Source organism: Sphingobium sp. B8D3A (assembly GCF_025961995.1).
Lineage (GTDB): Bacteria > Pseudomonadota > Alphaproteobacteria > Sphingomonadales > Sphingomonadaceae > Sphingobium.
This window is the reverse complement of record NZ_JAOQOS010000001.1, coordinates 701779-724973: the sequence shown is the minus strand read 5'-3', so window position 1 is coordinate 724973 and position 23195 is coordinate 701779. Positions and strand designations below refer to the sequence as shown.

Genomic DNA, 23195 nt, shown 5'->3' with positions numbered 1-23195 from the left:
CATCATGACAGCTCAGGGATGGATCATGATCCTCGCCTTTGTCGGCATATTGCTGGCACTGGCCAAACCCGTCGGCCTGTGGCTCTTCGCGCTCTATGAAGGGCGGCGGACGCCGCTCCATGGCCTGCTCGGGCCACTGGAGCGCGGCTTCTACCGGCTGGCGGGCATCGACCCGCAGGAGGAGCAAAGCTGGCGCCGCTATGCCGTGCACATGCTCCTGTTCAACACGGCGCTACTGGTCTTCACTTATGCGATCCTGCGCTTGCAGGGCTTGCTGCCCCTCAACCCGCTGGGCCATCCGGGGGTGAGCCAGCCGCTCGCCTTCAACACGGCAATCAGCTTTGCGACCAACACCAACTGGCAAAATTACGGCGGTGAGTCGACGATGTCGCCCCTTAGCCAGATGCTCGGCCTGACGATCCACAACTTCCTGTCGGCAGCGACCGGGATCGCGCTGGCCTTTGCGCTGTTCCGCGGGTTCGCGCGGCGGGAAGCCAAGGGCATCGGCAATTTCTGGGCCGATGTGACGCGGGTGACGCTCTATCTGCTGCTGCCGCTCTGCTGCGTCATCGCGCTCTTCTATATTGCGAGCGGCGTGCCGCAGACGCTGGCGGGGTCGGTCGATGTAACGATGCTGGAAGGTGCGAGGCAGACCCTCGCGCTGGGGCCGGTCGCCTCGCAGGAAGCGATCAAGATGCTCGGCACCAATGGCGGCGGCTTTTTCAACGCCAACTCCGCGCATCCGTTCGAGAACCCGACGGCGCTCGTCAACTTCGTCCAGATGCTCTCGATCTTCGTGATCGGGGTGGGCCTCACCTACACCTTCGGCAAGGCTGTCGGGAACAGTCGCCAGGGCTGGGCGATCCTTGCCGCCATGATGCTGCTCTTCCTGGCCGGAACGACGATCACCTACTGGCAGGAGGCAACGGGCAACCCCATCCTGCACAGCCTCGGCATCGCCGGCGGCAATATGGAGGGCAAGGAAGTCCGCTTCGGCATCGCCGCCTCCGCGCTCTTTTCCGTCGTCACCACGGCGGCCTCCTGCGGCGCGGTCAATGCGATGCATGACAGCTTCACCGCGCTTGGTGGCCTGATCCCGCTCTTCAACATGCAATTGGGTGAGGTCGTTGTCGGTGGCGTCGGCGCCGGCATCTATGGCTTCCTGCTGTTCGCCATCCTCGCAGTGTTCGTCGCGGGGCTGATGGTCGGGCGAACCCCGGAATATGTCGGCAAGAAGATCGAGGCCCGCGAGGTCAAGCTCGCGGTTCTCGCCATCGCCGTGCTGCCGCTCATGATCCTGGGCTTCACGGCCATCGCTTCGGTCACCGAGGCCGGGCTGGCCGGCCCGCTCAACAAGGGACCGCACGGCTTTTCCGAGATTCTCTACGCCTTCACCAGCGCGGTGGCGAACAATGGATCGGCCTTTGCCGGCCTCTCGGCCAACACGCCTTTCTACAATGGGATTCTGGGCGTCGCCATCTGGGTCGGCCGCTTCTTCGTCATCGTGCCCATGCTGGCGATTGCCGGCGGGCTGGCGGCGAAGACCTATACGCCGGAGACGGCGGGCAGTTTTCCGACCACCGGGCCGCTCTGGACCGGCCTGCTGGTGGGAATCGTGCTGATCGTCGGCGGCCTCACCTTCCTGCCCAGCCTCGCCCTTGGTCCGATCGCCGATCATCTTGCGATGATCCGTGGCCAGCTTTTCTGATTGGAGCCCCTCCATGGCACGCCAAGCGTCCCCATCGCTCTTCACGGCCGATCTGATCGTCCCGGCGATCACGGACTCGGTCCGCAAACTGAACCCGCGCCAGCTCATCCGTAACCCGGTGATGTTCACGACCGCCATCGTGGCGGTGCTCCTGACGGTGCTGCTCATCGTCGGTCAGGATGGCCTTGCCGCCAGCTTCAAGCTCCAGCTCGTCATCTGGCTGTGGCTGACCGTCCTCTTCGGCACCTTTGCCGAAGCGCTGGCCGAAGGGCGCGGCAAGGCACAGGCGGCATCCTTGCGCGCGACCAAGGCGGACCTCACCGCCCGCCGCCTGAAGAACGGCCAGGAGCCCGAGACCGTGCCGGCCAGCGCGCTGCGGGTCGGCGACACCGTGCTGGTCGGGACCGGCGATCTCATCCCCTCGGATGGCGAGGTCGTCGCAGGCGTCGCCTCGGTCAACGAGGCCGCGATTACCGGCGAGTCCGCCCCGGTCATCCGGGAGGCGGGCGGCGACCGGTCTGCGGTGACGGCTGGCACGCGAGTCATCTCGGACGAGATCCACGTGCGCGTCACCGTCAATCCCGGCCAGGGATTTCTCGATCGCATGATCGCGCTGGTGGAAGGCGCCGAACGGCAGAAGACGCCAAACGAAATCGCGCTGACGCTGCTGCTGGTCGGCCTCACCATCATCTTCCTGATCGCGGTCGGCACCATTCCCGGTTTCGCCAGCTATGCCGGCGGCGCCATTCCGGTGTCGATGCTCGCGGCCCTTCTCATCACGCTCATTCCGACCACCATCGCCGCTTTGCTCTCGGCCATCGGCATTGCCGGCATGGATCGGCTCGTGCGCTTCAATGTGCTGGCCAAGTCCGGCCGGGCTGTTGAGGCTGCGGGCGACATCGATGTGTTGCTGCTCGACAAGACCGGCACGATCACGGTCGGTGACCGGCAGGCGACGGCATTCCGGCCGGTCGGCGGGGCGACGCCGGCCCAGTTGGCCGAAGCCGCCCTGCTGGCCAGTCTGGCCGATGAGACGCCGGAAGGCCGCTCGATCGTGGCGCTCGCGCGCGAGAAATTCGGTGAGGCGGCCCAAGCCCTGCCGGCCGATGCGCAGGTGATCCCCTTCACCGCGCAAACCCGGATTTCCGGCGTGGTCACGGGCGACACCACGGTCATCAAGGGCGCTGTCGATGCGGTCCTGAATGCCATGGCAGGCCCGGACAAAAGCCCCGCGGTGGCGGAACTGCGGCGCATCACCGACGAGATCGCCCGCGCCGGCGGCACGCCGTTGGCCGTCGCCAAGGACGGCGAGCTTCTGGGGGCAATCTTCCTCAAGGATGTGGTCAAGGCGGGCATCCGCGAGCGCTTCGGCGAACTGCGCAATATGGGCATCCGCACGGTGATGATTACCGGCGATAATCCGCTGACCGCCGCATCGATCGCCGCCGAGGCGGGGGTCGACGATTTCCTGGCTCAGGCGACACCGGAGGACAAGCTGGCGTTGATCCGCAAGGAGCAGCAAGGCGGCCGCCTCGTCGCCATGTGCGGTGACGGCACCAACGATGCGCCCGCGCTGGCGCAGGCCGATGTCGGCGTCGCCATGAACACCGGCACGCAGGCGGCGCGCGAGGCAGGCAACATGGTCGATCTCGACAGCGACCCCACCAAGCTGATCGAGATCGTCGGCCTCGGCAAGCAGTTGCTGATGACCCGGGGGGCGCTCACCACTTTCTCCGTCGCGAATGATGTCGCCAAATATTTCGCGATCATCCCGGCCATGTTCGTCGTGCTTTATCCGGGGCTGGGCGTGCTCAACGTCATGGGCCTCGCGACGCCGCAGAGCGCCATCCTGTCAGCGATCATCTTCAACGCCCTCATCATCCCGCTGCTGGTGCCCCTCGCGCTCAAGGGGGTGACCTACAAGCCGATCGGCGCCGGTCCGCTGCTGGCGCGCAATCTCGCCATCTACGGCCTGGGCGGCCTGATCGCGCCCTTCGCCGGCATCAAGCTCATCGACCTGGCCGTCAACGGCCTTGGCCTCGCCTGAGGAACAGACGCATGAACAAGGACATTCTCACCGCGCTCAGACCGGCTTTGGTCATGACAGCGCTCTTCGCCCTCCTGCTGGGGCTCGCCTATCCACTCGCGCTCACCGGCATCGGCCAGCTGATCTTTCCATCACAGGCCAATGGCAGCTTGGTCGAACAGAAGGGCAAGCCGGTCGGCTCGCGCCTGATCGGGCAGGCGTTCACGGCGGATCGCTATTTCCACCCCCGCCCCTCGGCGGCGGGCGACGGCTATGATGGCATGGCATCTTCCGGCTCCAACCTCGGCCCGACCAGCCGCGCGCTCATCGACCGTGTGCAGGCAGACATAGCCACGCTGGAACGGACCAATCCCGGCAAGCGGGTCCCGGCCGATCTGGTCACGGCATCCGGCTCAGGCCTCGATCCGCACATCACCCCGCAGGCGGCCTACTATCAGGTGGACCGGATTGCCCGTGCGCGCGGCTGGGACGCAGCCAGGGTCCGGTCCCTTGTCGACCAGAGCATCGAACAACCGCTGCTCGGTGTTCTGGGTGAGCCGCGCGTCAATGTGCTGGAAATCAATCGACGTCTGGACGGAATCGGCGCTACCACGCCGTCATGAGCGATCCAGACCGCCGCGATCCGGAAGCCTTTCTGCGTCAGGCGACGCAGGAAGGTCGCGGCCGTCTCAAGATCTTCCTGGGAGCTGCTCCGGGCGTCGGCAAAACCTACGAGATGCTGACCGACGGCATGCAGCGGCTCAGGGCTGGGATCGACGTCGTGGTCGGCATCGTCGAGACCCATGGCCGCAAGGAGACCGAGGCGCTGCTGATCGGGCATGAGGTCATCCCCCGCCGCGCCGTCGAGCATAAAGGGCACCGGCTCGGCGAGATGGACATCGACGCCATCCTCGCACGCCGCCCCCAGCTCGTGCTGGTGGATGAGCTGGCGCACAGCAATGCGCCGGGCAGCAGACACCCCAAGCGCTATCAGGATGTCGAGGAACTGCTGGACGCGGGCATCGACGTCTATTCCACGGTCAATATCCAACATGTCGAGAGCCTCAACGACGTCGTCGCCTCCTTCACCCGCATCCATGTGCGCGAGACCGTGCCCGATTCCATCCTCGAAATGGCCGAGATCGAGGTGGTCGATATCCCGCCGGACGAGCTGATCGAGCGCCTGAAAGAGGGCAAGGTCTATATTCCGCAGGAAGCAAGCCGCGCGCTCAACCATTTCTTCTCAAAGTCCAACCTCGCAGCCCTGCGCGAGATGGCACTGCGCCGCGCCGCACAGGCCGTCGATGCCCAGATGCTCGATTATGTGCGTGCCCATGCCCTGGCCGGCAGTTTCGCGGCGGGGGAACGCATTCTGGTCGCGATCAGCGAAGTCACCAGCGCGCAGGGCCTTGTGCGCGCGGCCAAGCGGCTCGCCGATGCGCTCAAGGCGCCGTGGTCCGCCGTCCATATCGAGACCCAGCGCAGCCTCTCCTTCACCCCCAAAGAGCGGGAGCAGCTGGCCGATACCATGGCGCTCGCATCCCGCCTCGGCGCCACGACTGCGACGATCCCTGCGACGTCCGTCGTCGAGGGGCTGAAAGAATATGTGGCCGACGCCCGCGCGACCCAGATCGTGATCGGCAAATCGGCGCGGCCCTGGTGGTTCGAGCTGCGCCATGGCTCCGTGGTCGACAAGCTGGTGCGCGAGATCGGCGATGTCGCGGTGCATGTCCTGCCCGGCGACGCCGTCACGCCCGGCCCGCAGGCGGTGCGCCAGCGTTTTCGCCAGGGATGGGGCAAACCGTCCCACTATCTCTGGTCGGCGGTAATGATTGCCGCGATGACAGCGCTCGGCAGGCTGCTCATCGAGGCGATCGACCTCAGCAATATCGCGCTCATGTACCTCGTGCCCGTGATGTTCGCCGCCGCCAGCTATGGCCTGCGGGCGGGGCTGGTCTCGGGCCTGCTTTCGAGCCTCGCCTACAACTTTTTCTTCCTGCCGCCGACCGGCACGCTGACGGTCAATAATCCCGAGAATGTCGTCAGCATACTGGTGCTGCTGGGTGTGGCGATCGTGACCAGCCAGTTCGCCGCGCGCGTCCGCGCCCAGGCCGACCTTGCTCAGTCCAGCGCGCGCCAGAACGCGGCTCTTGCAGGGTTTTCCCGGCAAATCACCGCCTCGGCGAGCCAGGAGGAGCTGATGCACGCCATCTGCGCGGAAGTCGGCCGCCTGCTCCAACTGCGCACCGTGCTGCTGCTGCCATCGCCGGACGGCCCGCAACTGCGCGCGGCGGTGCCACCTGAGGATCGGCTCGAACAGATCGAGAAGGCCGCCGCGCAATGGGCGATGGACAATGAGCAGCCGGCCGGGCGCGGATCGTCTACGCTTACCGCCTCGGACTGGCTGTTCCATCCGCTGCGGACCAAGCGCGGCGTGCTCGGCGTGCTGGGTCTGGCCCGGGAAGATGCCGGGCCACCGCTGCGCTCCGATCAGGTTCCGCTTCTGATGAGCCTGCTCGATCAGGCCTCCATCGCCTTCGATCGCATGGCGCTGGAGCAGGAGATGCTGGATGCGCGACAGATCAAGGAGCGCGACCGGCTGCGCGCGGCGCTGCTCTCCTCGGTCAGTCACGATTTGCGGACGCCGCTGACGACCATCCTCTCCGCGGTCCACGAGCTGAAACGCCAGCATCCCTCCGATCTGCTCGACACCGTCGATGCCGAAGCGCAAAGGCTAAACCGCTTTGTCGCCAACCTGCTGGACATGGCGCGGGTGGAGGCCGGCGCCTTGCCGCTCAAGGTCGAGCCGACCGACCTCTTTGATGCTGTCGCGGGCGCCGTGCATGATACGCGCCAGTCCCTGCAGGGCCATGCGGTCGAGGTAGAGATCGCGCCCGACATTCCGCTGGTCCGTGTAGACCCGACGCTGCTTCATCACTGTCTCATCAACCTGCTGGACAATGCCGGTCGCTATGCTCATCCCGGCACGCCCGTGATCGTGCGCGGCCAGCGCCTGCCGGATGCGATCGCCCTGTCGGTGGTCGACGAAGGGCCGGGCATTCCGGCGGGTGCAGAAGCGCGGGTATTCGATACCTTTACGCGGCTGGAAGGCTCGGACCGGGCGAAGCATGGCACCGGCCTTGGCCTTGCCATCGTGAAAGGCTTTGCCGAGGCCATGGGCCTGACGGTGTCGGCCGCGAACAATGCCGAGCCACGCGGCGCCGCCTTCACGATCACGATCCCGCAGGCGCTGATCATCTCCGACGTCCCCCACGAGGATCTGCTATGAACGTCCGTCACAAGGTGCTGATCGTCGATGACGAGCCGCATATCCGCAAGCTGATCCACACCGCGCTGGCCCGGGCCGATTACGCCATCGTCGAAGCCGAGAATGCGCGCGAAGCGATGGAGCGGCTGAAGGCGGAGCGACCTGACATCAGCCTCCTCGATCTGGGACTGCCCGACCGGGATGGCCTGGAACTGGTGCCGCTGTTCAAGCAGCAGTCGGACACGACGCTGATCATCGTCTCGGCCCGCGACGCGACGGACCAGAAGGTCGCCGCGCTCGATCTGGGTGCCGACGATTATCTGACCAAGCCGTTCGATACCGACGAGCTGCTGGCGCGCGTGCGCGTGGCGCTGCGCAATCGCATGGCCAAGGATGGCGGCGTGTCCATGGTGCGGGCGGGCGACGTGGAAATCGATCTTCTCAACAGGGTCGTGCTGAAGGCGGGGAAGGAAGTGCACCTGACGCCCAAGGAATATACCGTGCTCGCCCAGCTCGCCAAATTCCCCGGCCGCGTGATCACGCATCAGCAGATCATGGCCCATGCCTGGCCGCACGAAAAGGCGCATCATGTGGAGTATCTGCGCGTGCTCGTCCGCACGCTGCGCCAGAAGCTGGAAGCCGATCCGCAGCGGCCCCGGATCATCGGCAACGAGCTTGGCATCGGCTATCGCCTGCGCTTCAATGTCGAAGGCGAGACGGAAGAGTTCGCCGCAGAAGACACAGCGGCGACGTCCGGCGGATAAGGAGCGGGTGAACCGCTGCCGGATCAATCCAGCGCGGCTGCCTCCCCGATCTGCGCCGGCGCTGCGGCTCGTTTGCGCTCACTCCATGGGCACAGCAGTGCATCGCCAATCAGCAGCAGACGTTCGTCGGGGCGGGAGACGCTCATGGCCCGCCCCGCGCCGGTCAGGAGAGCGCGGATCAACGCCCCGTCAGCGGGCGCGCCTTGGCGTGGGAGCCAGGCCAGTCGAAGCCGTCTTGCGGCTCCGTCTTAGGCGCGACCGGCTCGAAGGACGTCGCGGCATTCACGTCGCCGCCCCGGTAACGGGTGAGCATGGGATAGGCATAAAGCGGCCGGTGGCGCACTACGCCCGTGTCGAGGCGCGCGCTGGCGACCACGGCGTCCGGCGCCTTGCCTTCTTCCACCCACAGCACCACGGCCCCGAGGAAATCCTGATCATAGGGGATATAGCCGCCCGCGCAGTGATAGCCGCCGGGCACGAGGAACATGCGGGCAAAGGCGCGGGCCGCGTCCAGCCCGCCGGCATGGTCGCGCACGGCCTGATAATAGTCGAGCATGCCATAGGCGCCGGCGGCATTGTCCGCCACGCCCTGCCACATCAGCAGCTTGCCGCCCGCATCGCGGAAGGCCGAAAGGTCCGGGTTGCCGGCATCGTAGAGTTCGCCCCCCTTGAGCAGCCGCTGCAGGCTTTCCCGGGAGAAGGTCCAGTCGCGCCAGGTGAAGTCGGCCGGGAGTTCCCCTTGCAGCAGCAGATATTGCAGGAAGGATTGTGCCGCGAACTTGCCCGTCTGTGTCGGCGCGCCGTGGCCAACCCAGCCCAGTTCGGCGCCATAAGGCGCGCCACCGGGGAAGAGGGACTGGCCATCGGCATCGGTCGGGCCGCGATAATAAGCGCGGGCCGCCACGACCTGATCGCCATTGAGGCAGTTGGCCTGCCCCCCCGCACCCGGACGGCAGGCGAGCTTTGCCGGATCGTATCGGCAGCGGCGCGGATCGTCGATCTGGCCGTCGGTGATGCCATCCAGCCCGTCGCAGGCCTTGATGACGGCGGCGTGCAGCAGTTCGACGGCCTGCGGCGTGAAAATCTCGCGCCCATCGGGGTAAAGCCCCTGCTGCGCTTCCCACAGGAAGAGCTGCATCGCCGCCGGCATGGCGACGGAGGAGCCGGCCACGACGCCATCGAAATCGTCCGGATAACGCTGGACCTCCATCAAGGCTTCCCGCCCGCCGCCCGAGCAGCCGACGAAATAGCTGTAAGCCGGCGGCGCACCGTAAAATTGCGCAACGATCGCCTTGGAGGCGACGGCAACGGCGTGAGCGGCCTTGTGCGCGAACTGCTCGCGCAGTTCCGGCGCGCCGACGGCCCATGTGCCATCGCCGATGCCGGCACTGTGATGGCCGCCATTGTTGAAGGCCACGGCAAAGCTACCATCGGCGATATGCGCATTGCTGCAGAGCGGCGTCACCTCGCGGCCGATCACTCCGCACATGCCCCCGCAACCCCCTTGCAGAAACCGCCCGGCATAGCCGGCCATCGGCAGTCTCAGCTCAAACTCGGTCTGCGGCGCCGTATAGGCCTTGACGAGGCAGACGCCCGGTGTCGCCGCGCTGGCGCCTTCCACCGTTGCCGAGCGCACGCGATAGACGATGTCCTCCGCTTGCTGGGAAACCGGCTTGACGAGGTCGCTGCAGGGCATTTGCGGCGCACTGGCCGGGCGAGCCGGGAGCGTGAACGGCGTGGCCTCGCTCTTCGGTGCGGCCATGGCATGTGGCGCGCCGACAAGGGCCACCAGCACGAGCAGGAGGACAGCAAGCACGGCCTGCGTGGCAGACCGAGCGGACGTTACAGCCGGGATGGGGAAGGCCTCAGGCATAGCGGGCAATCATCGCCTGCTCGGCACCGAGCGGATCGGCCGTGGCTGCGTACTCAGTGTCGAACACCATCGTCATCCGCTGGTCCTGTCCATAGGCCGGCCAGAGCGGCAGGCAATCGCCATTCGGATCGCCGGTCCGCGCGAAATTGGCCCAATAGCGGCTCATGCCGTCGGCCAGATGCTGGGCATTGGCCATGCGCTCGCCGACGCTGCCATAGCTTTCCGTCACCATATCGAACACCATCGGCACCTCGATGCCGTGCGGACTGCGCATCCGCCCGCCCTGCGCAGGGGACTGCCAGTTGACGAGATAGGCATAGGCCGGCTTCGTCGCGCCCGCCGCGCGGGTTTCCGCGACGATGCGGGCATTGCGGCCCATGCCGGCCTCCGTCGTGATGGCGAAGAAGATGTCGCTCGCCGTGGCCTTGGGGTGCAGCTTGCGGAACCCCTCGATCAAAGGCGCCGGCGATGCCACGCGGCCCTCCAGCGCCCCCGGCAGGCTCGTCCAGTCGAGATCGAATGCGCCGGGCGGCGGAAACAGCACGGTGGTCTCCGCACTGGTATGGCCGACCATCACCGGAATGTCGGGCGAGACCGCCGGAAGATCGGGCGCGAACGGTGTCCGCGCCACGACGGTGCCATCGGCGACCAGCCCCGGCCCGCGCACGGGATTGCCGCCGGTGATCTCCTGCAGGCCGGCCAGCAGGCGCTCGATGGGGATGGCGCGTAATGCCTCCACGTCCCCGGCCCGCACGCCCACGGCCTTGCACAGGGAGGCAGTGATGCGCTCCGCCTCGTCGCGCGCGACAGTGGTAGTGCCAAAGCCGCTCTGCAGGATCGCGCGATGGAACAGCCCCTTGGCCGCCGGCATAGCCATCAGCCCCGCAACCTTCAGGCCGCCGCCGGAGTGGCCGAAGATCGTCACATTCTGCGGATCGCCACCGAACGCGGCGATATTGTCGCGCACCCACTGCAGGGCGGCGACCATATCGAGCTGCCCCGGATTGGCGGCGACGCTGCGATCGCGGGTGAGATCGCCGAAATAGAGATAGCCAAACAGGTTGAGCCGGTGATTGACGGCCACGACGACGACATCCTGCCGCGCCGCCAGATTACGCCCGTCGGTAACCGGCGTCGCCCCCGAGCCGACCGCCAGGCCGCCACCGTGCAACCAAACCATCACCGGGCGCTTCTTCCCGTCGGCAAGGCCGGGGGTCCAGACATTGAGCGCGAGGCAGTCCTCGCCCGAGGCCTTGGGCTCACGCCAGGAGGAGAAGCCCGGCCCGTCCGGCCCATCGGGCAATTGCGGGCTGCGCAGGCCATAGTCGAGCGCATCGCGCACGCGGCTCCAAGCCTGGGGCGGCTGTGGGGCAGCAAAGCGATTGCGGCCCGCCGTCGAGGCGCCATAGGGAATGCCGCGGAAGACATTGACGCCATATTCGCACCGCCCACGAACCTGCCCGTGCGTGGTCGTTGCGATCGGTGCCGCTGCGGCCAGTGCGGGACGGGCAAGCAGTCCGCCCAGCCCCGCCGCACAGCTTATCGAAAAAGCCCGGCGGCTGATGCCTTTGGCCGGAAAAGCATCCTCGCGCATTGCGCCCTCTCCATAAAAAGCGAAAGCCCCGGCCGAGGTCGGGGCTTTCAGGATTTTGATCAGAAGACGACCCGTGCGCCCATGCGGTAACGACGCCCGACATTGTCGTAGTAGACGGCGTTGTTGTTGCCGTTCCAGTAGGGCGGCGGCATCACGTCGAACAGGTTGTAGACGTTGGCGAACAGCTCAACCTTCTTGCTGCCTTCGCTCATCAGATCGAACGTCACGCCGACGTTCGTGTAGAAGCGCGACGGCACGCGGTTGGTGTTGATGCTGTTGGGCAGGGTGATGCTGTAACCGGCATCTTCCGGGCCGATCAGCGTCGCATCATATTTACCGCTCGAGAGATAGCGGCCCTGCAGGTTCACACCCAGGCGACCCATATCGAGGCTCACCATGCCATCAAGGATCCAGGATGGGATACCGGACGCGCTGTTGTCCCCGGCGCGATCGATGCCCGGCAGGGCGCTGTTGGTGAAGTCGATCGTGTGGGTGGCGAGCAGCCGGAAATCGACCGAACGCTCACCGCCGAACGGCAGGTTGTACCCAGCCTCGAAGTCGACGCCGCGCAGCTGCTGACGATTGAGGTTCAGGAAGAGAACCGAAATCGTGTCCACGAAGTTGTTGGCGTCGCGCTGGACCAGCGAGCAGACATCGGCAGCACCGGTCGTGTTGCAGGTGTTGAGGATGACCTGCGCCGACAGCGTAGCAATCGCGTCGTTGATGCGGATGTTATAATAGTCCGCGGAGAAGCGCAGGCCCTGCAATGCGCCCTGCGGCTGCAGGGTAAAGCCAGCGGTGAACGTGTTGGCCGTTTCCGGACGCAGCCGGACATTGCCGCCGGTAAGCACGTTCATGAACTTCTCGGCGCCCTTGACCGTATCATAGAACACGCCGACCCCGCTGACGGGCGTCGTGAACAGCTCGGACGTGTTGGGCGCACGGAAGTCGCGCGAGTAGGTCGTCCGCAGCATCGCCCAGTTGACCGGCTTGTAGGTCGCGCCGACCTTCCACGTGGTGGCGTTGAACGTGTTGCTGCCCGCGGCGCCTTCATTCTTGTAATGAGCCTGGCGGATGGCACCGTTCAGGTCGAGCGAACCGACAGCGCTCTCGCGCAGCAGGGGCACGCCCAGCTCGACATAGCCTTCGACGACGCTGGTGTTACCGGCCGACGGCGTCTGGTTGAACACGTAGAAGCCGTTGGCGGCCGAAATCGGATCGACCCGGATGTCGAGCGTGTTGCGACGCCCTTCCACACCGACCGCGAAGGCGACCGGGCCGGCCCAGGTCTCAAACGGCGTGCCGTTGATGTTCACAGCACCAGCGAGCTGGGTGTACTTGTTGTCCTGCCAGGTGGTGCCGAAGGCGTAGTTCTTCGCGGCCTGCGAATATTGGCCCTGACCCAGGATGTTGAGCGCGACGCACGACGGATCGTTATTGTTCGGGTTGCTGTCCGCATTGATACGGCAGATCGGGCCATTGGGGCCGGCTACCGCGTCGACGGCATTGGCGTAGCGCGCGTTGATGCGATTGTTGATGGTGTTCTGCTTGTAAGCCGTCTCACCATATTGCGCGTGGGCATCCCACGACCAGCCCCCGCCCAGATCGCCCTGTGCGCCGCCGACGATGCGATAGGTGTCGCGGATCGACGTGCTGTCCATGCGGCCGAAATCGACGCCGAGCTTACCAACGCTGATCGCGGCGATGCCGTTGTTCTGCATCGTGGTGCGGATGGAGGCGGGCAGGAAGGGATTGTCGACGGCAATGTTGGACGCCGCGCGAATTTCCGGGCCCCGCGTGAAACCATCGACATGGCCGTAGCTGCCTTCGAGGAAGGCGGTGAAGGCTGGCGAGAACTCATATTCCAGATGCGCGAAGGTGTTGTAGCGCGTCACCGGGATGGAGAGGAGCGGATCGTCGAAGAAGGCGTTGAGGCCTTCGCCCGAGCCGCCCTGCTGGAAGAGACCGCTGGCGTTCTGGCCGTAGACGAACTGCGTGGGCGAGCCATTGGGGCCGAACTGAATGCCGTCCAGCACGCCGCCGCGCGCCGGCGTGGACGTGCCTGCGCCGTTGATGGTCGCGGTGATAAGGCCGCCCGGGGTCAGCGTCGCGGTGCGCATGCCGGTGATGATGTTGTGAGCGGGACGACCGCCGAGGCCCGGCACGTTGGTCAGGTCGCCGACTTCATTGCCGCAGAAATCGCGGGTGTAGCAGCCACCGGTGCCTTCGTCCTTGTTATACTCGGCGCCGAAGATGAAGCGGCCGCGATCATCGGCGAAGCGCTTGCCCGCGCCGATCTGCCAGAAATACTGGTCGCCATCGCCGCGATCGGTCACGCCGTAGCCGGCCGTCGCCTTGAGCCCATCGAGACGCGTGTCGAGACGCAGGTTGATCACGCCCGAGACAGCGTCCGAACCATAAGCAGCCGACGCGCCGCCGGTGACGATTTCCGTGCTGCGGATCAGCAGGGTCGGCATCATGTTGAGGTCGATGCTGCCGGTCGAGGTGCTGGGCGTGAAGCGCCGGCCATCGAGCAGCACCAGCGTGCGCGAGGCACCGAGACCGCGCAGATCCGAGATGCGGGCGCCGGCATTGGCCGGGAAGATGTTCTGCGTGTTCGGCGTGCTGGACGGCCGGAAGGACGGCAGCTGGGCCAGCGCCTCACCGACGGTGGGCGACGCGATCTTTGCGATCCGGTCCGCATCCATCACCGTGACCGGCGTCGGCGCGGTAAAGCCGGTGGCGCTTAGGCGCGTGCCGGTAACCACGATGCTTTCGGCCTCATCGGCCTGGGGCGCGTCCTGCGCCATCGCCGGCACGCTTGCCGCCACCGCACAGATTGCTGCCGTGATCAGCAGAGAATCGCGCAATCCGCGCGTTTTGGCTGAGACTCGCTCGTTCATAACATCCCCTCTTTCGGACAATAGCGCCCGCCTCCCTGGCGAGCATGCTCGATTCAATCGATTGCAGACCATTATCTGTCAAATGTTGTTGAGATGTCAATATATGATGTAGAAACTTCAACAAATAGCGCGTGCGTTGGCGGCAGATTTTCGTGCTTTCCGTTGAAATCACGCCCATTTTCCGAGCCGGAATTTTCGGTCATCGGCTATTATTTGTCGGCGTAATTGGAGGCGGGACGGCGTCAAGCTGTCACGATTACCGCCGAGCGGCCGGGATCGCCAATTCGCGCGTAAACAAAAGCCGACCCGGAGGCTCGCGGCCTCCGGGAGTTTAGCAAGATACCCGTGCGTAGCTTATGCCGATCTCATTCCCACTCGATCGTGCCCGGCGGCTTGCTGGTATAGTCGTACACCACCCGGTTGATACCCTGCACCTCGTTGATGATCCGCGTCGCCACGCGGCTGAGGAAGGCGGCGTCGAACGGGTAGATGTCGGCCGTCATGCCGTCGGTGGAGGTCACCGCGCGCAGGGCCAGCACATTGTCATAGGTTCGCCCGTCGCCCATCACGCCGACGCTGCGCACCGGCAGCAGCACCGCGAAGGCCTGCCAGATCGCGTCATACAGCCCGGCGTTGCGGATTTCCTCGAGGTAGATGGCGTCCGCCTTGCGCAGCACGTCGCAGCGCTCCTTGGTCACCTCGCCGGGGATGCGGATTGCGAGACCCGGGCCGGGGAAGGGATGGCGACCGACGAAGATGTCCGGCAGCCCCAGCTCGCGGCCCAGATCGCGCACCTCGTCCTTGAAGAGTTCGCGCAGCGGCTCGACCAGCTTCATGTTCATGCGCTCAGGCAGGCCGCCGACATTGTGGTGGCTCTTGATCGTCACGCTCGGCCCGCCGGTGAACGAGACGCTCTCGATCACGTCCGGGTAGAGCGTGCCCTGCGCCAGGAAATCCGCGCCGCCGATCTTGCGGGCTTCCTCCTCGAACAGGTCGATGAAGGCCTTACCGATGAACTTGCGCTTGGCCTCCGGGTCGGTGACGCCGGCGAGGCCGCCGAGGAAGGTCTCGCTCGCATCCACATGCACCAGCGGGATGTTGTAATGCCCCCGGAATAGGCTGACGACCTGCTCGGCCTCGGCGTGGCGCATCAGGCCGTGATCGACGAATACGCAGGTCAGCTGCTCGCCGATCGCCTCATGGATCAGCACCGCGGCAACCGCTGAATCCACGCCGCCGGACAGGCCGCAGATCACCCGACCCGAGCCGACCTGCTCGCGGATTTCCTTGATCTTGGTCGCGCGGAATTCCGCCATCGTCCAGTCGCCGGCACAGCCGCAGACATGGCGCACGAAATTGGCGATCAGCTTGCCGCCGTCGGGCGTATGCACCACCTCGGGGTGGAACTGGGTGCCATAATAGCGCTTCTCGTCATTGGCGATGAGCGCGAAGGGGGCGCCGTCCGATGTCGCCACGATGCGGAAGCCGGGCGCGAACTTGGTTACCTTGTCGCCATGGCTCATCCACACCTGATGGCGCTCGCCCGTCTCCCACAGCCCGTCGAACAGCACGCAGGGCTCGGTGACGGTGAGGAAGGCACGGCCGAACTCGCCACCCTCCCCCGTCTCATGGCCGGGCCGCACTTCACCGCCGAGCTGGTGGCTCATCACTTGCTGGCCATAGCAGATGCCGAGGATCGGCAGGCCGCTCTCGAACAGCTCTTGTGGCGCGCGCGGGCTGCCCTCGTCGCACACACTGGCGGGCGAACCGGAGAGAATGATGCCGCGCGGCTTCATCCGCTGGAAGGCGGCCAGCGCCTGCGTAAACGGGGCGATCTCGGAATAGACCCCGGCTTCGCGCACACGACGCGCAATGAGCTGCGTCACCTGGCTGCCGAAGTCGACGATGAGGATGGAATCGGGGTGAGCTGAGGAATGTGCTGACATGGGCAGCGGATAAGACGGGCAGGCTGGCCTGTCCAGCCTGTCCGCAAGCCTCGTCAGCCGAAGGTGACGCCGTCCACCCGGCCATCGTCCCAGATGCAGCGGAAACTGCGCAGGCGGCCTTCGCCGGCCCTGAAGTTCGACCGCATGCTCAGCGTGCCGGTCACATCCCAGCCGGAACCGAACGGCCGCGCGCCGGTGATGTCCCGCACCTCGGCATAATTGCCATCGCGCGAGGCCTGATCGCGCGCCGCGATGGCGCAGGCGTCGACCGCCGCGTCTTCATCGTCCAGCGCCTGACCCGCGGGGCGCCCATCATAGCCGTCGTCATAGCGGTCATTGCGATAGTCGCCGGCGCGATCATCATAGCGCGGGTCATAGCCGCGATCGCCCGGCCGGCGCGTGGGATAGCGGTCCGCATCGCGCTGCCTGGCAGCCGCCGTCGCGATCGCTGCGATCAGCCCGACGCCGATGATCGCGCCGATGACGGCGCCGCTATTGTCATGACCGCGATGATGGCGCGGATACCGATCCCAGCGGCCATCATAGCCGCGCGCAGAGGCGGGCGTCGCAGAGCCCATGACCATCGCCCCGGCCGCAGCGGCCAAGGCAAGTTTGGAGTGAACGTTCATCGGCGGATCGCTTCCTGGCAACACCGGCAACAGCATCGCCGGCCAGAGCGTTATCGCACCGGGCCGATGAGCGCGGGCTGAATAGCGGCCGAGCCTGCACTGGCGCCATCTGTTGGTTCGCTGGGGCGGTCAGACCGCTGCCGTAGCGTCAGGCCGGTCCAATAGGCCGCAAAGCTGTACATATCCGCATATTCGTCGACGATTTTGTCGGTCGGGCGATTGATGCCGTGGCCTGTGCCGGTATCCACGCGAATCAGCCTTGGCCTTCCGCCGAGCGGCGCCGCCTGCAGGGCTGCGGCATATTTGAAGCTGTGGCCGGGCACCACGCGGTCGTCGCTATCCGCCGTGGTCACGAGAATGGCGGGATAGTCCGCCTCACTGCGGATATTGTGATAGGGCGAATAAGCCAGCAGCGTGCGGAAATCCGCCTCCCGGTCGGGCCGGCCATAATCGTCCACCCAGAAGGCGCCGGCCGTGAACTGGTCGAACCGCAGCATGTCCATCACGCCGACACCGGGCAGAGCGGCGGCGAACAGGTCGGGCCGCTGATTCACCACGGCCCCCACCAGCAGGCCGCCATTGGAGCGTCCCTCAATGGCCAGCTGGTTGGCGCCGGTATAGCCCTGGCCTTTGAGATATTCGGCCGCCGCGATGAAATCATCGAAGGTCGTCTGCTTGTTGGCGCCCCGCCCGGCGTCGTACCAGGCCTTGCCAAACTCCCCGCCGCCCCGCACGCCGGCAATGGCGAGCACGCCGCCCTGCTCGACCCAGGCAAAGCGGGTGGGCGAGAAGCTGGGCGTCTGCGCGACGTTGAAGCCACCATAGCCATAGAGCAGGGTCGGTGCCGGCATGCCCGCGCGGGCGAGATCGCGCCGCCGCACGATGAACATCGGCACCGCTATGCCATCGCGCGCGGGGTAGAAGACCTGCTCCGTCACATAATCCGCCGGATCGAAACCGAGCGCGGAGCGCGCGAAGATGCTGGTTTCGCCTGTCTCGACATTGAAGCGGTAGATCGTCGGCGGCTGGGTGAAGCTGGAGAAGGCGTAGAAGGTCTCCGGATCGCCGGGCCGGCCGCTGAAGCCTGCGGCTGCGCCCAGCCCGGGCAGCGGCACATCGCCCTGACGCTTGCCGGCGAGATCCGTGATTTCCGCGACGATCCGCCCATCCACGATGTAGGCGAGCACGAGCCGGCCCCCGATCATCGAGCCACCGGCCAGCGTCTGCGGCCGCTCCGCGACGACCTCGACCGGGCGACGGCGCGGGTGGCTGGCGTCGATAGTCACGATCCGTCCGTTGGGCGCCTTTGCATCCGTGCGGAAATAGAGCCGATCGCCAAGCTGGCCGATCATCTGCCACGCATTGCGCAGTCCCCGCACCAGCGTCACGGGCCGGGCGTCCGGCACGGTCAGCGGAATCAGCACCAGTTCGGCGGTCTGCTCGGTGCCCATTTTCGAGCTGATCAGCAGCCAGCGACCGTCCGCCGTCACCTCGGCGCGGTGAAGCAGCCGGGGCCGATCCGGCGTGGCATAGACCAGCCGGTCCTGCGCCTGCTCTGTGCCCAACGCGTGGAACCAGACCTGCTGGTTCTCGAACGAGGGATCACGCCCGCCCTCGGTCGGCGCGGCAAAGCGCGCATAATAAAAGCCGCTGCCCTCGTGATTCCAGGCCAGCGCCGAATAGCGCACCCAGGCCACCCGGTCAGGCATCAGGGCGCCGCTCTCGACATCCAGTACCCGTACGGTCCGCCAGTCGCTGCCCCGCTCCTGAAGCGCCAGCAGCAGCGCTCGCCCGTCCCGCGAAGGCAGCCACTCGGCGAGCGCAACCGAGCCGTCGGTGGAGAGCCTGTTGGGATCGATCAGCAGACGCTCCGCCCCATTCACGCCCTCGCGCACATAGATGGGCGAGAAATTCTCGCCCTTGCTGTGCGTGTAGAAATAGCGCTCGCCGGCCTTGCGCGGGTTCCCGAAGCGCTCAAAGCCATGCAGCGTCGCCATGCGGGCACGCAACGCCTCCCGGCCCGGCAAGGATTTGAGGTAGCGGAAGGTCGTCTCATTCTCCGCCGCAATCCACGCCTGCACATCGGCATCGTGGCGCGGGTCGCCCTCCAGCCAGCGATAGGGATCGGCGACGGGCACGCCAAAATGCGTCTCGGTCAGGTCGAGGCGGCGCGCCTGCGGGTAGCTAAGCGCTGGCAGGCGGGGCGCCGGGCCGATCCGCAGCGCACCCGGCTTGGCAGCGGAATCCACGGCCCGACCCGCGGCTGCGTCCGTCGTGATGACGACGGCGGCGTCCTCGGCCGCAGCAGCGCCCGGCTGCGCCTGCACGGGCAGCGCCATGAAGGCCAGCAGCAGGGCGGCAACAGGCAGGCGAAAGGAAACGGCCAACATCCTCAATGCCCTTGGGAAAACGGCTTGCGGCGCGCGATAGCCCTGCGGCAGCCCGCGTGCAATGGCGGAGCACAGGGCGGTGAACTCTCTGGGGGCTGGGGTGTTGTGTGAGGGGGGGACGGACACGGAGCACCAGCATGACCCTGAAGGCCCTCGCCCTCAACTGCACCCTGAAAGCCGATACCAGCGAACCCTCATCGACGGACGCGATGATCGCGGTTCTGGCCGACGCCTTCGCCGAACATGATGTGACACTGAGCGAAACCGTGCGCGTCGCCGCGCTCAACATCCTGCCCGGCGTCACCTCCGATGAAGGCAAGGGCGATGACTGGCCGGCCCTGCGCGAGAAAATCCTGGCACACGACCTCCTGATCTTCGGCGGGCCAATCTGGATGGGTCAGATCTCCAGCATCGCCAAGCGCGTGCTGGAGCGGATGGACGCGTTTCTGAGCGAAACGGACGATGCGGGCCGGATGCCGAGCTATGGCAAAGTCGCCGTCGCCGCCATTGTCGGCAATGAGGATGGAGCCCATTTCTCCAGCGCGCAGCTCTTCCAGGCGATGAACGATGTCGGCTGGACGATCCCCGCCGTCGCCGCCTGCTATTGGGTGGGCGAGGCGATGGGGAGCACGGATTTCAAGGACCTCAAGTCGACACCCAAACCGGTGAGCAAGACCGCCGGCATGGTGGCATCCAATGCCGCGCACCTCGCGGGTCTCCTCAAGGACAGCCCCTACCCCGGCTGACCACGACCCCGGCTGACAGGCCGGACGCCAGCCGCCAGCCCAGCCGGCATTCCAGCCGCGAGCGGCTTGCCACGCCGCCGCTCCTGCCGCACATTCGCGCGGGACAGGGAGCGGGGGCAAGGTGGCAACATCATCGCAAGAGAGTGAACCAACCGGACAGCAGGGAGATGGCGACCCCGCCACGACCGGGCGCTCGCCTCTCAAGATCTGGGCATTGCGCGCGCTCGGCCTGGCCGGCGCAGCGCTGGTCTGGCTCGCGCTGGGCGATGCGCAGGGTCTGTCGCCGGAGGGCCGCGGGGTCGCCGCCGTCGCGACCTTGATGGCGCTCTGGTGGATCACCGAAGCCGCGCCGATCGCCGTTACCGCGCTGCTGCCGATCCTGCTCTTCCCCATGGCGAGCGACCGCAGCGTGGCGCAGGTTGCGGCGCCCTATGCCAGCCCGATCATCTTCCTGTTCCTCGGCGGCTTTCTGCTCGCCATCGCCATGCAGAAATGGCAGCTCCACCGCCGCGTCGCGTTGCTCACGCTCCGCCAGGTGGGCACCAGCCCGCGCCAGATCGTGCTGGGCCTGATGCTGACTACCGGTTTTGTCTCCATGTGGGTCTCCAACACGGCGGCGACGCTCATGATGCTGCCGATTGCCTTCTCCGTTCTCACGCTGGTCTGTGATCGCCGCGACGATACCGGCGCGCTGGCCTGCGATGGCGCATCCGCCGTGGCGCCCAGGGAGCTCGCCAATTTCGGCGCGTGCCTGATGCTCGCCATTGCCTGGTCATCCAGCATGGGCGGCGTGGGCACGCTGCTCGGCAGCCCGCCCAATGCCATCGTGGCCGGCTATATCGAGAAGGAACTGGGCCGGCAGGTCGATTTCCTGAACTGGATGCTGGTCGGCGTGCCGATTGCCTTCAGCTTCATTCTCATTGCGTGGCTGCTGATGACGCGGGTCTTCTATCGGTTCACCTTCGGCGAGGTGCCGGGCGGCCGCGCGCTCATTGACCGGGAGCTGGCCGGCCTCGGCCGGTTCAGCCGCAGCGAGCTGCTGGTGACCCTCGTCTTCTGTTGCGCGGTCTTCTTCTGGGTCGTGCCCGGCGTGGTCGGCGCCATTCTGGGCAGCAAGGCCGATCTGGGCTGGTTCGGGCGCCTCGATGACAATGCCATTGCACTTGCCGCCGGCCTGGCGCTGTTCCTGCTGCCCGGCGAGGGCCGAGGGCAGATGCTGCTCGACTGGAAGGATGCCGAAAGCGGCGTGCCCTGGGGCGTGCTGGTGCTGTTCGGCGGCGGCCTGAGCCTTGCGGGGGAGGTTGTCGCCAGCGGGCTCGATGGCTGGCTGGGTGCGCAAGTGAGCGGGCTTGGTACGCTGCCGATCCTGCTCCTCGTCATCGCCGTCGTGACCCTCATCGTCTTCCTCAGCGAAGTGACCAGCAACACGGCCACCGCCGCCACCTTCATTCCCGTGCTGGGCGCCGTCGCGCTCGGCATCGGGGCCGATCAGATGACCTTGCTCATCCCCGCAGCCTTCGCCGCCACGCTCGCCTTCATGCTGCCGGTCGGCACCCCGCCCAATGCCATCGTGTTCGGCACCGGGGCCGTCACCATGGGGCAGATGGTCCGCGGCGGGTTCATCCTGAACCTCGTCGGCATCGTGCTGATCACCTTCTTCTGCTGGCTGCTCGGCGGCGTCGCGCTCGGCCTGCGTTTCTAACCGAAGGCGAGGCTGAGCTGGGGCGTCTCGTCCGGCTCTTCACGTTCGGGATCAATGAGGTTTGAGAGCCCGAGCCCCAGCAACCGCGCGCCGACCGGCAGCGGCAGTTGCGCGCGAAGCAGGTCGGCGCCGATCGCGAACAGATCCTCGGCATCTCCCGGCGGCGCGGGCAGCGACCGGGAGCGGGTGACGATGCGAAAATCCCCCAGCTTGATCTTAAGCGTGACGGTGCGCCCCAAGGCCCGGCTCGTGGTGACCCGGCCCCACAGGCGCGCGGCGATCTTCTCCAGCTCCGCCAGCAACAGGCCTTCCGCGCCGATGTCGCTGGCGAAGGTATCTTCCACGCTGATCGACTTGCGCGACTCCCGGTCGCGCACCGGGCGCTCGTCCAGCCCGCGCGCCGCGCCGAAGTAAAAGGCCGCCGCCTTGCCGAAATGGCGCTGCAGCGCCGGCAGCGGCCACTCTTTGAGGTCCGCGCCGCTATGAATGCCCAGCGCGGCCATGCGCCGCGCCGTCACCGGGCCGACGCCATGGATGCGCGACACCGGCATCGCCGCCATGAACGCCTCGGCCTCATCGGGCCGCACGACGCACAAGCCATCGGGCTTGTTCTGGTCCGATGCGAGCTTGGCGATCAGCTTGTTACACGAAACGCCGGCCGAGGCGGTCAGCCCCGTCTCCTCGCGAATCATCCGCCGGATTTCCTGCGCGACATAAGTGGCCGAGGCAACGCCGGGCTTGTTGCGCGTCACATCAAGATAGGCCTCGTCCAGCGAGAGCGGCTGGATGATGTCGGTAAAGCGCTCGAAGATCGTACGAATTTGCTGCGAGACGGCGCGATAGGCCTCGAAGCGCGGCCGCACGAAGATGAGCTCCGGGCAGAGCCGGCGCGCCTTGCCGCCCGGCATGGCCGAGCGCACGCCGAACACGCGCGCCTCATAGCTCGCCGCTGCCACCACGCCGCGCGGCCCGCCGCCGCCGACAGCCACCGGCAAGCCGCGCAGCGCCGGATCGTCGCGCTGCTCGACCGACGCGTAAAAGGCGTCCATATCGATATGGATGATCTTGCGATCCTGCTCGGGCGTCTGCGCCATGCTCCCTGTTATGCCATGGCAACCGCGCGAACGAAAGAGGAACGAAGCATGGACCTGAATGTCACTGAGATCGATGGCGCGTGCCATTGCGGCACGGTGCGCTTTCATGTGCGCCTGAAGGACGGCCTGCGCTCGGCACGCCGCTGCACCTGCTCATATTGCCGGATGCGCGGCGCCATCGCGGTCTCCGCCCGGATCGAAGACCTGCAGGTGACGGCGGGCGAGGAGGCGCTGCGCTGCTACACCTTCAACAGCGGGACCGCGCAGCACCATTTCTGCGGAACCTGCGGCATCTACACCCATCACCGGCGCCGCTCGAACCCCCATGAATATGGCGTCAATGTCGCCTGCCTGGCGGGGATCAGCCCGTTCGATTTCGCCGAGGTGATCGTGAATGACGGGGTGACGCATCCTTCCGACACCGGCGTGTCACGGATCGCGGGTGTGTTGCGGTTTATTCCGGCGGACGGGGCCTAGCTCGGCGGCGTGGACGAACTCCAAGGTGGTAGAACGGCAGCTATCGCGCTTTTCTTTTCAAAAAGCCGCCTGTCC

Annotated in this window: 16 protein-coding genes; 8 read left to right on the top strand and 8 right to left on the bottom strand. The window is 66.3% G+C overall.

Going from position 1 to position 23195, the window contains the following annotated elements:
* Nucleotides 1-4 precede the first annotated feature (4 nt).
* Genes kdpA through M2342_RS03310 form a run of 5 tightly spaced genes read left to right on the top strand, consistent with a single transcriptional unit; the run spans nt 5 to nt 7766 of the window.
* Nucleotides 5-1708 (top strand): potassium-transporting ATPase subunit KdpA, encoded by a 1704-nt coding sequence (gene kdpA / locus M2342_RS03330; RefSeq protein ID WP_264578026.1) that lies wholly within the window; start codon nt 5-7, stop codon nt 1706-1708.
* A 13-nt stretch (nt 1709-1721) separates the two neighbouring features.
* Complete coding sequence (gene kdpB / locus M2342_RS03325) at nt 1722-3755, top strand: potassium-transporting ATPase subunit KdpB (protein ID WP_264578025.1); 2034 nt, start codon at nt 1722-1724, stop codon at nt 3753-3755.
* A gap of 11 nt (nt 3756-3766) precedes the next feature.
* Nucleotides 3767-4357, top strand: coding sequence for a potassium-transporting ATPase subunit KdpC (gene kdpC / locus M2342_RS03320; RefSeq protein ID WP_264576724.1), 591 nt, complete (start codon nt 3767-3769; stop codon nt 4355-4357).
* Entirely contained in the window at nt 4354-7023 is a 2670-nt protein-coding gene (locus M2342_RS03315; protein WP_264578024.1) for a sensor histidine kinase, read from the top strand. The genes kdpC and M2342_RS03315 overlap by 4 nt, the downstream gene beginning before the upstream one ends.
* Nucleotides 7020-7766: a response regulator gene (locus tag M2342_RS03310; RefSeq protein WP_264578023.1), complete on the top strand. Its 747-nt coding sequence runs from the start codon at nt 7020-7022 to the stop codon at nt 7764-7766. Before M2342_RS03315 ends, M2342_RS03310 begins: the two co-directional genes overlap by 4 nt.
* Before the next feature lie 23 nt (nt 7767-7789).
* Here M2342_RS03310 and M2342_RS03305 read toward each other — a convergent pair whose 3' ends face one another.
* From M2342_RS03305 to M2342_RS03275, 7 genes are all read right to left on the bottom strand, one after another.
* Nucleotides 7790-7912, bottom strand: a complete 123-nt coding sequence (locus M2342_RS03305) for a hypothetical protein (RefSeq protein ID WP_264578022.1) — start codon at nt 7910-7912, stop codon at nt 7790-7792.
* 32 nt (nt 7913-7944) lie between these two features.
* Nucleotides 7945-9639: a tannase/feruloyl esterase family alpha/beta hydrolase gene (locus M2342_RS03300; RefSeq protein ID WP_264578021.1), complete on the bottom strand. Its 1695-nt coding sequence runs from the start codon at nt 9637-9639 to the stop codon at nt 7945-7947.
* Nucleotides 9632-11233: a carboxylesterase/lipase family protein gene (locus M2342_RS03295; protein WP_264578020.1), complete on the bottom strand. Its 1602-nt coding sequence runs from the start codon at nt 11231-11233 to the stop codon at nt 9632-9634. Before M2342_RS03295 ends, M2342_RS03300 begins: the two co-directional genes overlap by 8 nt.
* Nucleotides 11234-11292: 59 nt before the next feature.
* Nucleotides 11293-14136, bottom strand: coding sequence for a TonB-dependent receptor domain-containing protein (locus M2342_RS03290; protein ID WP_264578019.1), 2844 nt, complete (start codon nt 14134-14136; stop codon nt 11293-11295).
* A gap of 365 nt (nt 14137-14501) precedes the next feature.
* Nucleotides 14502-16082, bottom strand: a complete 1581-nt coding sequence (gene guaA, locus M2342_RS03285; RefSeq protein WP_264571370.1) for a glutamine-hydrolyzing GMP synthase — start codon at nt 16080-16082, stop codon at nt 14502-14504.
* A gap of 53 nt (nt 16083-16135) precedes the next feature.
* Complete coding sequence (locus M2342_RS03280; RefSeq protein WP_264578018.1) at nt 16136-16711, bottom strand: hypothetical protein; 576 nt, start codon at nt 16709-16711, stop codon at nt 16136-16138.
* A 50-nt stretch (nt 16712-16761) separates the two neighbouring features.
* Nucleotides 16762-19101 carry a prolyl oligopeptidase family serine peptidase gene (locus M2342_RS03275; RefSeq protein WP_264578017.1) on the bottom strand — a complete coding sequence of 780 codons (2340 nt, stop codon included), beginning with the start codon at nt 19099-19101 and terminating at the stop codon, nt 16762-16764.
* A 137-nt stretch (nt 19102-19238) separates the two neighbouring features.
* On the opposite strand from M2342_RS03275, the gene M2342_RS03270 reads away from it, so the two are divergent.
* On the top strand, nt 19239-19847 hold the full coding sequence (locus tag M2342_RS03270; RefSeq protein WP_264578016.1) for a flavodoxin family protein: 609 nt from the start codon (nt 19239-19241) through the stop codon (nt 19845-19847).
* A gap of 121 nt (nt 19848-19968) precedes the next feature.
* Nucleotides 19969-21549, top strand: coding sequence for an SLC13 family permease (locus tag M2342_RS03265; RefSeq protein ID WP_264578015.1), 1581 nt, complete (start codon nt 19969-19971; stop codon nt 21547-21549).
* On the opposite strand, the gene dinB is transcribed toward M2342_RS03265, so the two are convergent.
* Nucleotides 21546-22643, bottom strand: coding sequence for a DNA polymerase IV (dinB, locus tag M2342_RS03260; RefSeq protein WP_264578014.1), 1098 nt, complete (start codon nt 22641-22643; stop codon nt 21546-21548). The genes M2342_RS03265 and dinB overlap by 4 nt on opposite strands.
* A gap of 48 nt (nt 22644-22691) precedes the next feature.
* Between dinB and M2342_RS03255 the strand changes: the two genes are divergently transcribed.
* Nucleotides 22692-23120 carry a GFA family protein gene (locus M2342_RS03255; protein WP_264578013.1) on the top strand — a complete coding sequence of 143 codons (429 nt, stop codon included), beginning with the start codon at nt 22692-22694 and terminating at the stop codon, nt 23118-23120.
* Nucleotides 23121-23195: the final 75 nt, after the last annotated feature.

What these genes read in the sequence shown, in the direction of transcription:
- kdpA (WP_264578026.1), top strand. Translation starts at nt 5, where the DNA reads ATGACAGCTCAGGGATGGATCATGATCCTCGCCTTTGTCGGCATATTG.
- kdpB (WP_264578025.1), top strand. Translation starts at nt 1,722, where the DNA reads ATGGCACGCCAAGCGTCCCCATCGCTCTTCACGGCCGATCTGATCGTC.
- kdpC (WP_264576724.1), top strand. Translation starts at nt 3,767, where the DNA reads ATGAACAAGGACATTCTCACCGCGCTCAGACCGGCTTTGGTCATGACA.
- M2342_RS03315 (WP_264578024.1), top strand. Translation starts at nt 4,354, where the DNA reads ATGAGCGATCCAGACCGCCGCGATCCGGAAGCCTTTCTGCGTCAGGCG.
- M2342_RS03310 (WP_264578023.1), top strand. Translation starts at nt 7,020, where the DNA reads ATGAACGTCCGTCACAAGGTGCTGATCGTCGATGACGAGCCGCATATC.
- M2342_RS03305 (WP_264578022.1), bottom strand. Translation starts at nt 7,912, where the DNA reads ATGAGCGTCTCCCGCCCCGACGAACGTCTGCTGCTGATTGGCGATGCA.
- M2342_RS03300 (WP_264578021.1), bottom strand. Translation starts at nt 9,639, where the DNA reads ATGCCTGAGGCCTTCCCCATCCCGGCTGTAACGTCCGCTCGGTCTGCC.
- M2342_RS03295 (WP_264578020.1), bottom strand. Translation starts at nt 11,233, where the DNA reads ATGCGCGAGGATGCTTTTCCGGCCAAAGGCATCAGCCGCCGGGCTTTT.
- M2342_RS03290 (WP_264578019.1), bottom strand. Translation starts at nt 14,136, where the DNA reads ATGAACGAGCGAGTCTCAGCCAAAACGCGCGGATTGCGCGATTCTCTG.
- guaA (WP_264571370.1), bottom strand. Translation starts at nt 16,082, where the DNA reads ATGTCAGCACATTCCTCAGCTCACCCCGATTCCATCCTCATCGTCGAC.
- M2342_RS03280 (WP_264578018.1), bottom strand. Translation starts at nt 16,711, where the DNA reads ATGAACGTTCACTCCAAACTTGCCTTGGCCGCTGCGGCCGGGGCGATG.
- M2342_RS03275 (WP_264578017.1), bottom strand. Translation starts at nt 19,101, where the DNA reads ATGTTGGCCGTTTCCTTTCGCCTGCCTGTTGCCGCCCTGCTGCTGGCC.
- M2342_RS03270 (WP_264578016.1), top strand. Translation starts at nt 19,239, where the DNA reads ATGACCCTGAAGGCCCTCGCCCTCAACTGCACCCTGAAAGCCGATACC.
- dinB (WP_264578014.1), bottom strand. Translation starts at nt 22,643, where the DNA reads ATGGCGCAGACGCCCGAGCAGGATCGCAAGATCATCCATATCGATATG.
- M2342_RS03255 (WP_264578013.1), top strand. Translation starts at nt 22,692, where the DNA reads ATGGACCTGAATGTCACTGAGATCGATGGCGCGTGCCATTGCGGCACG.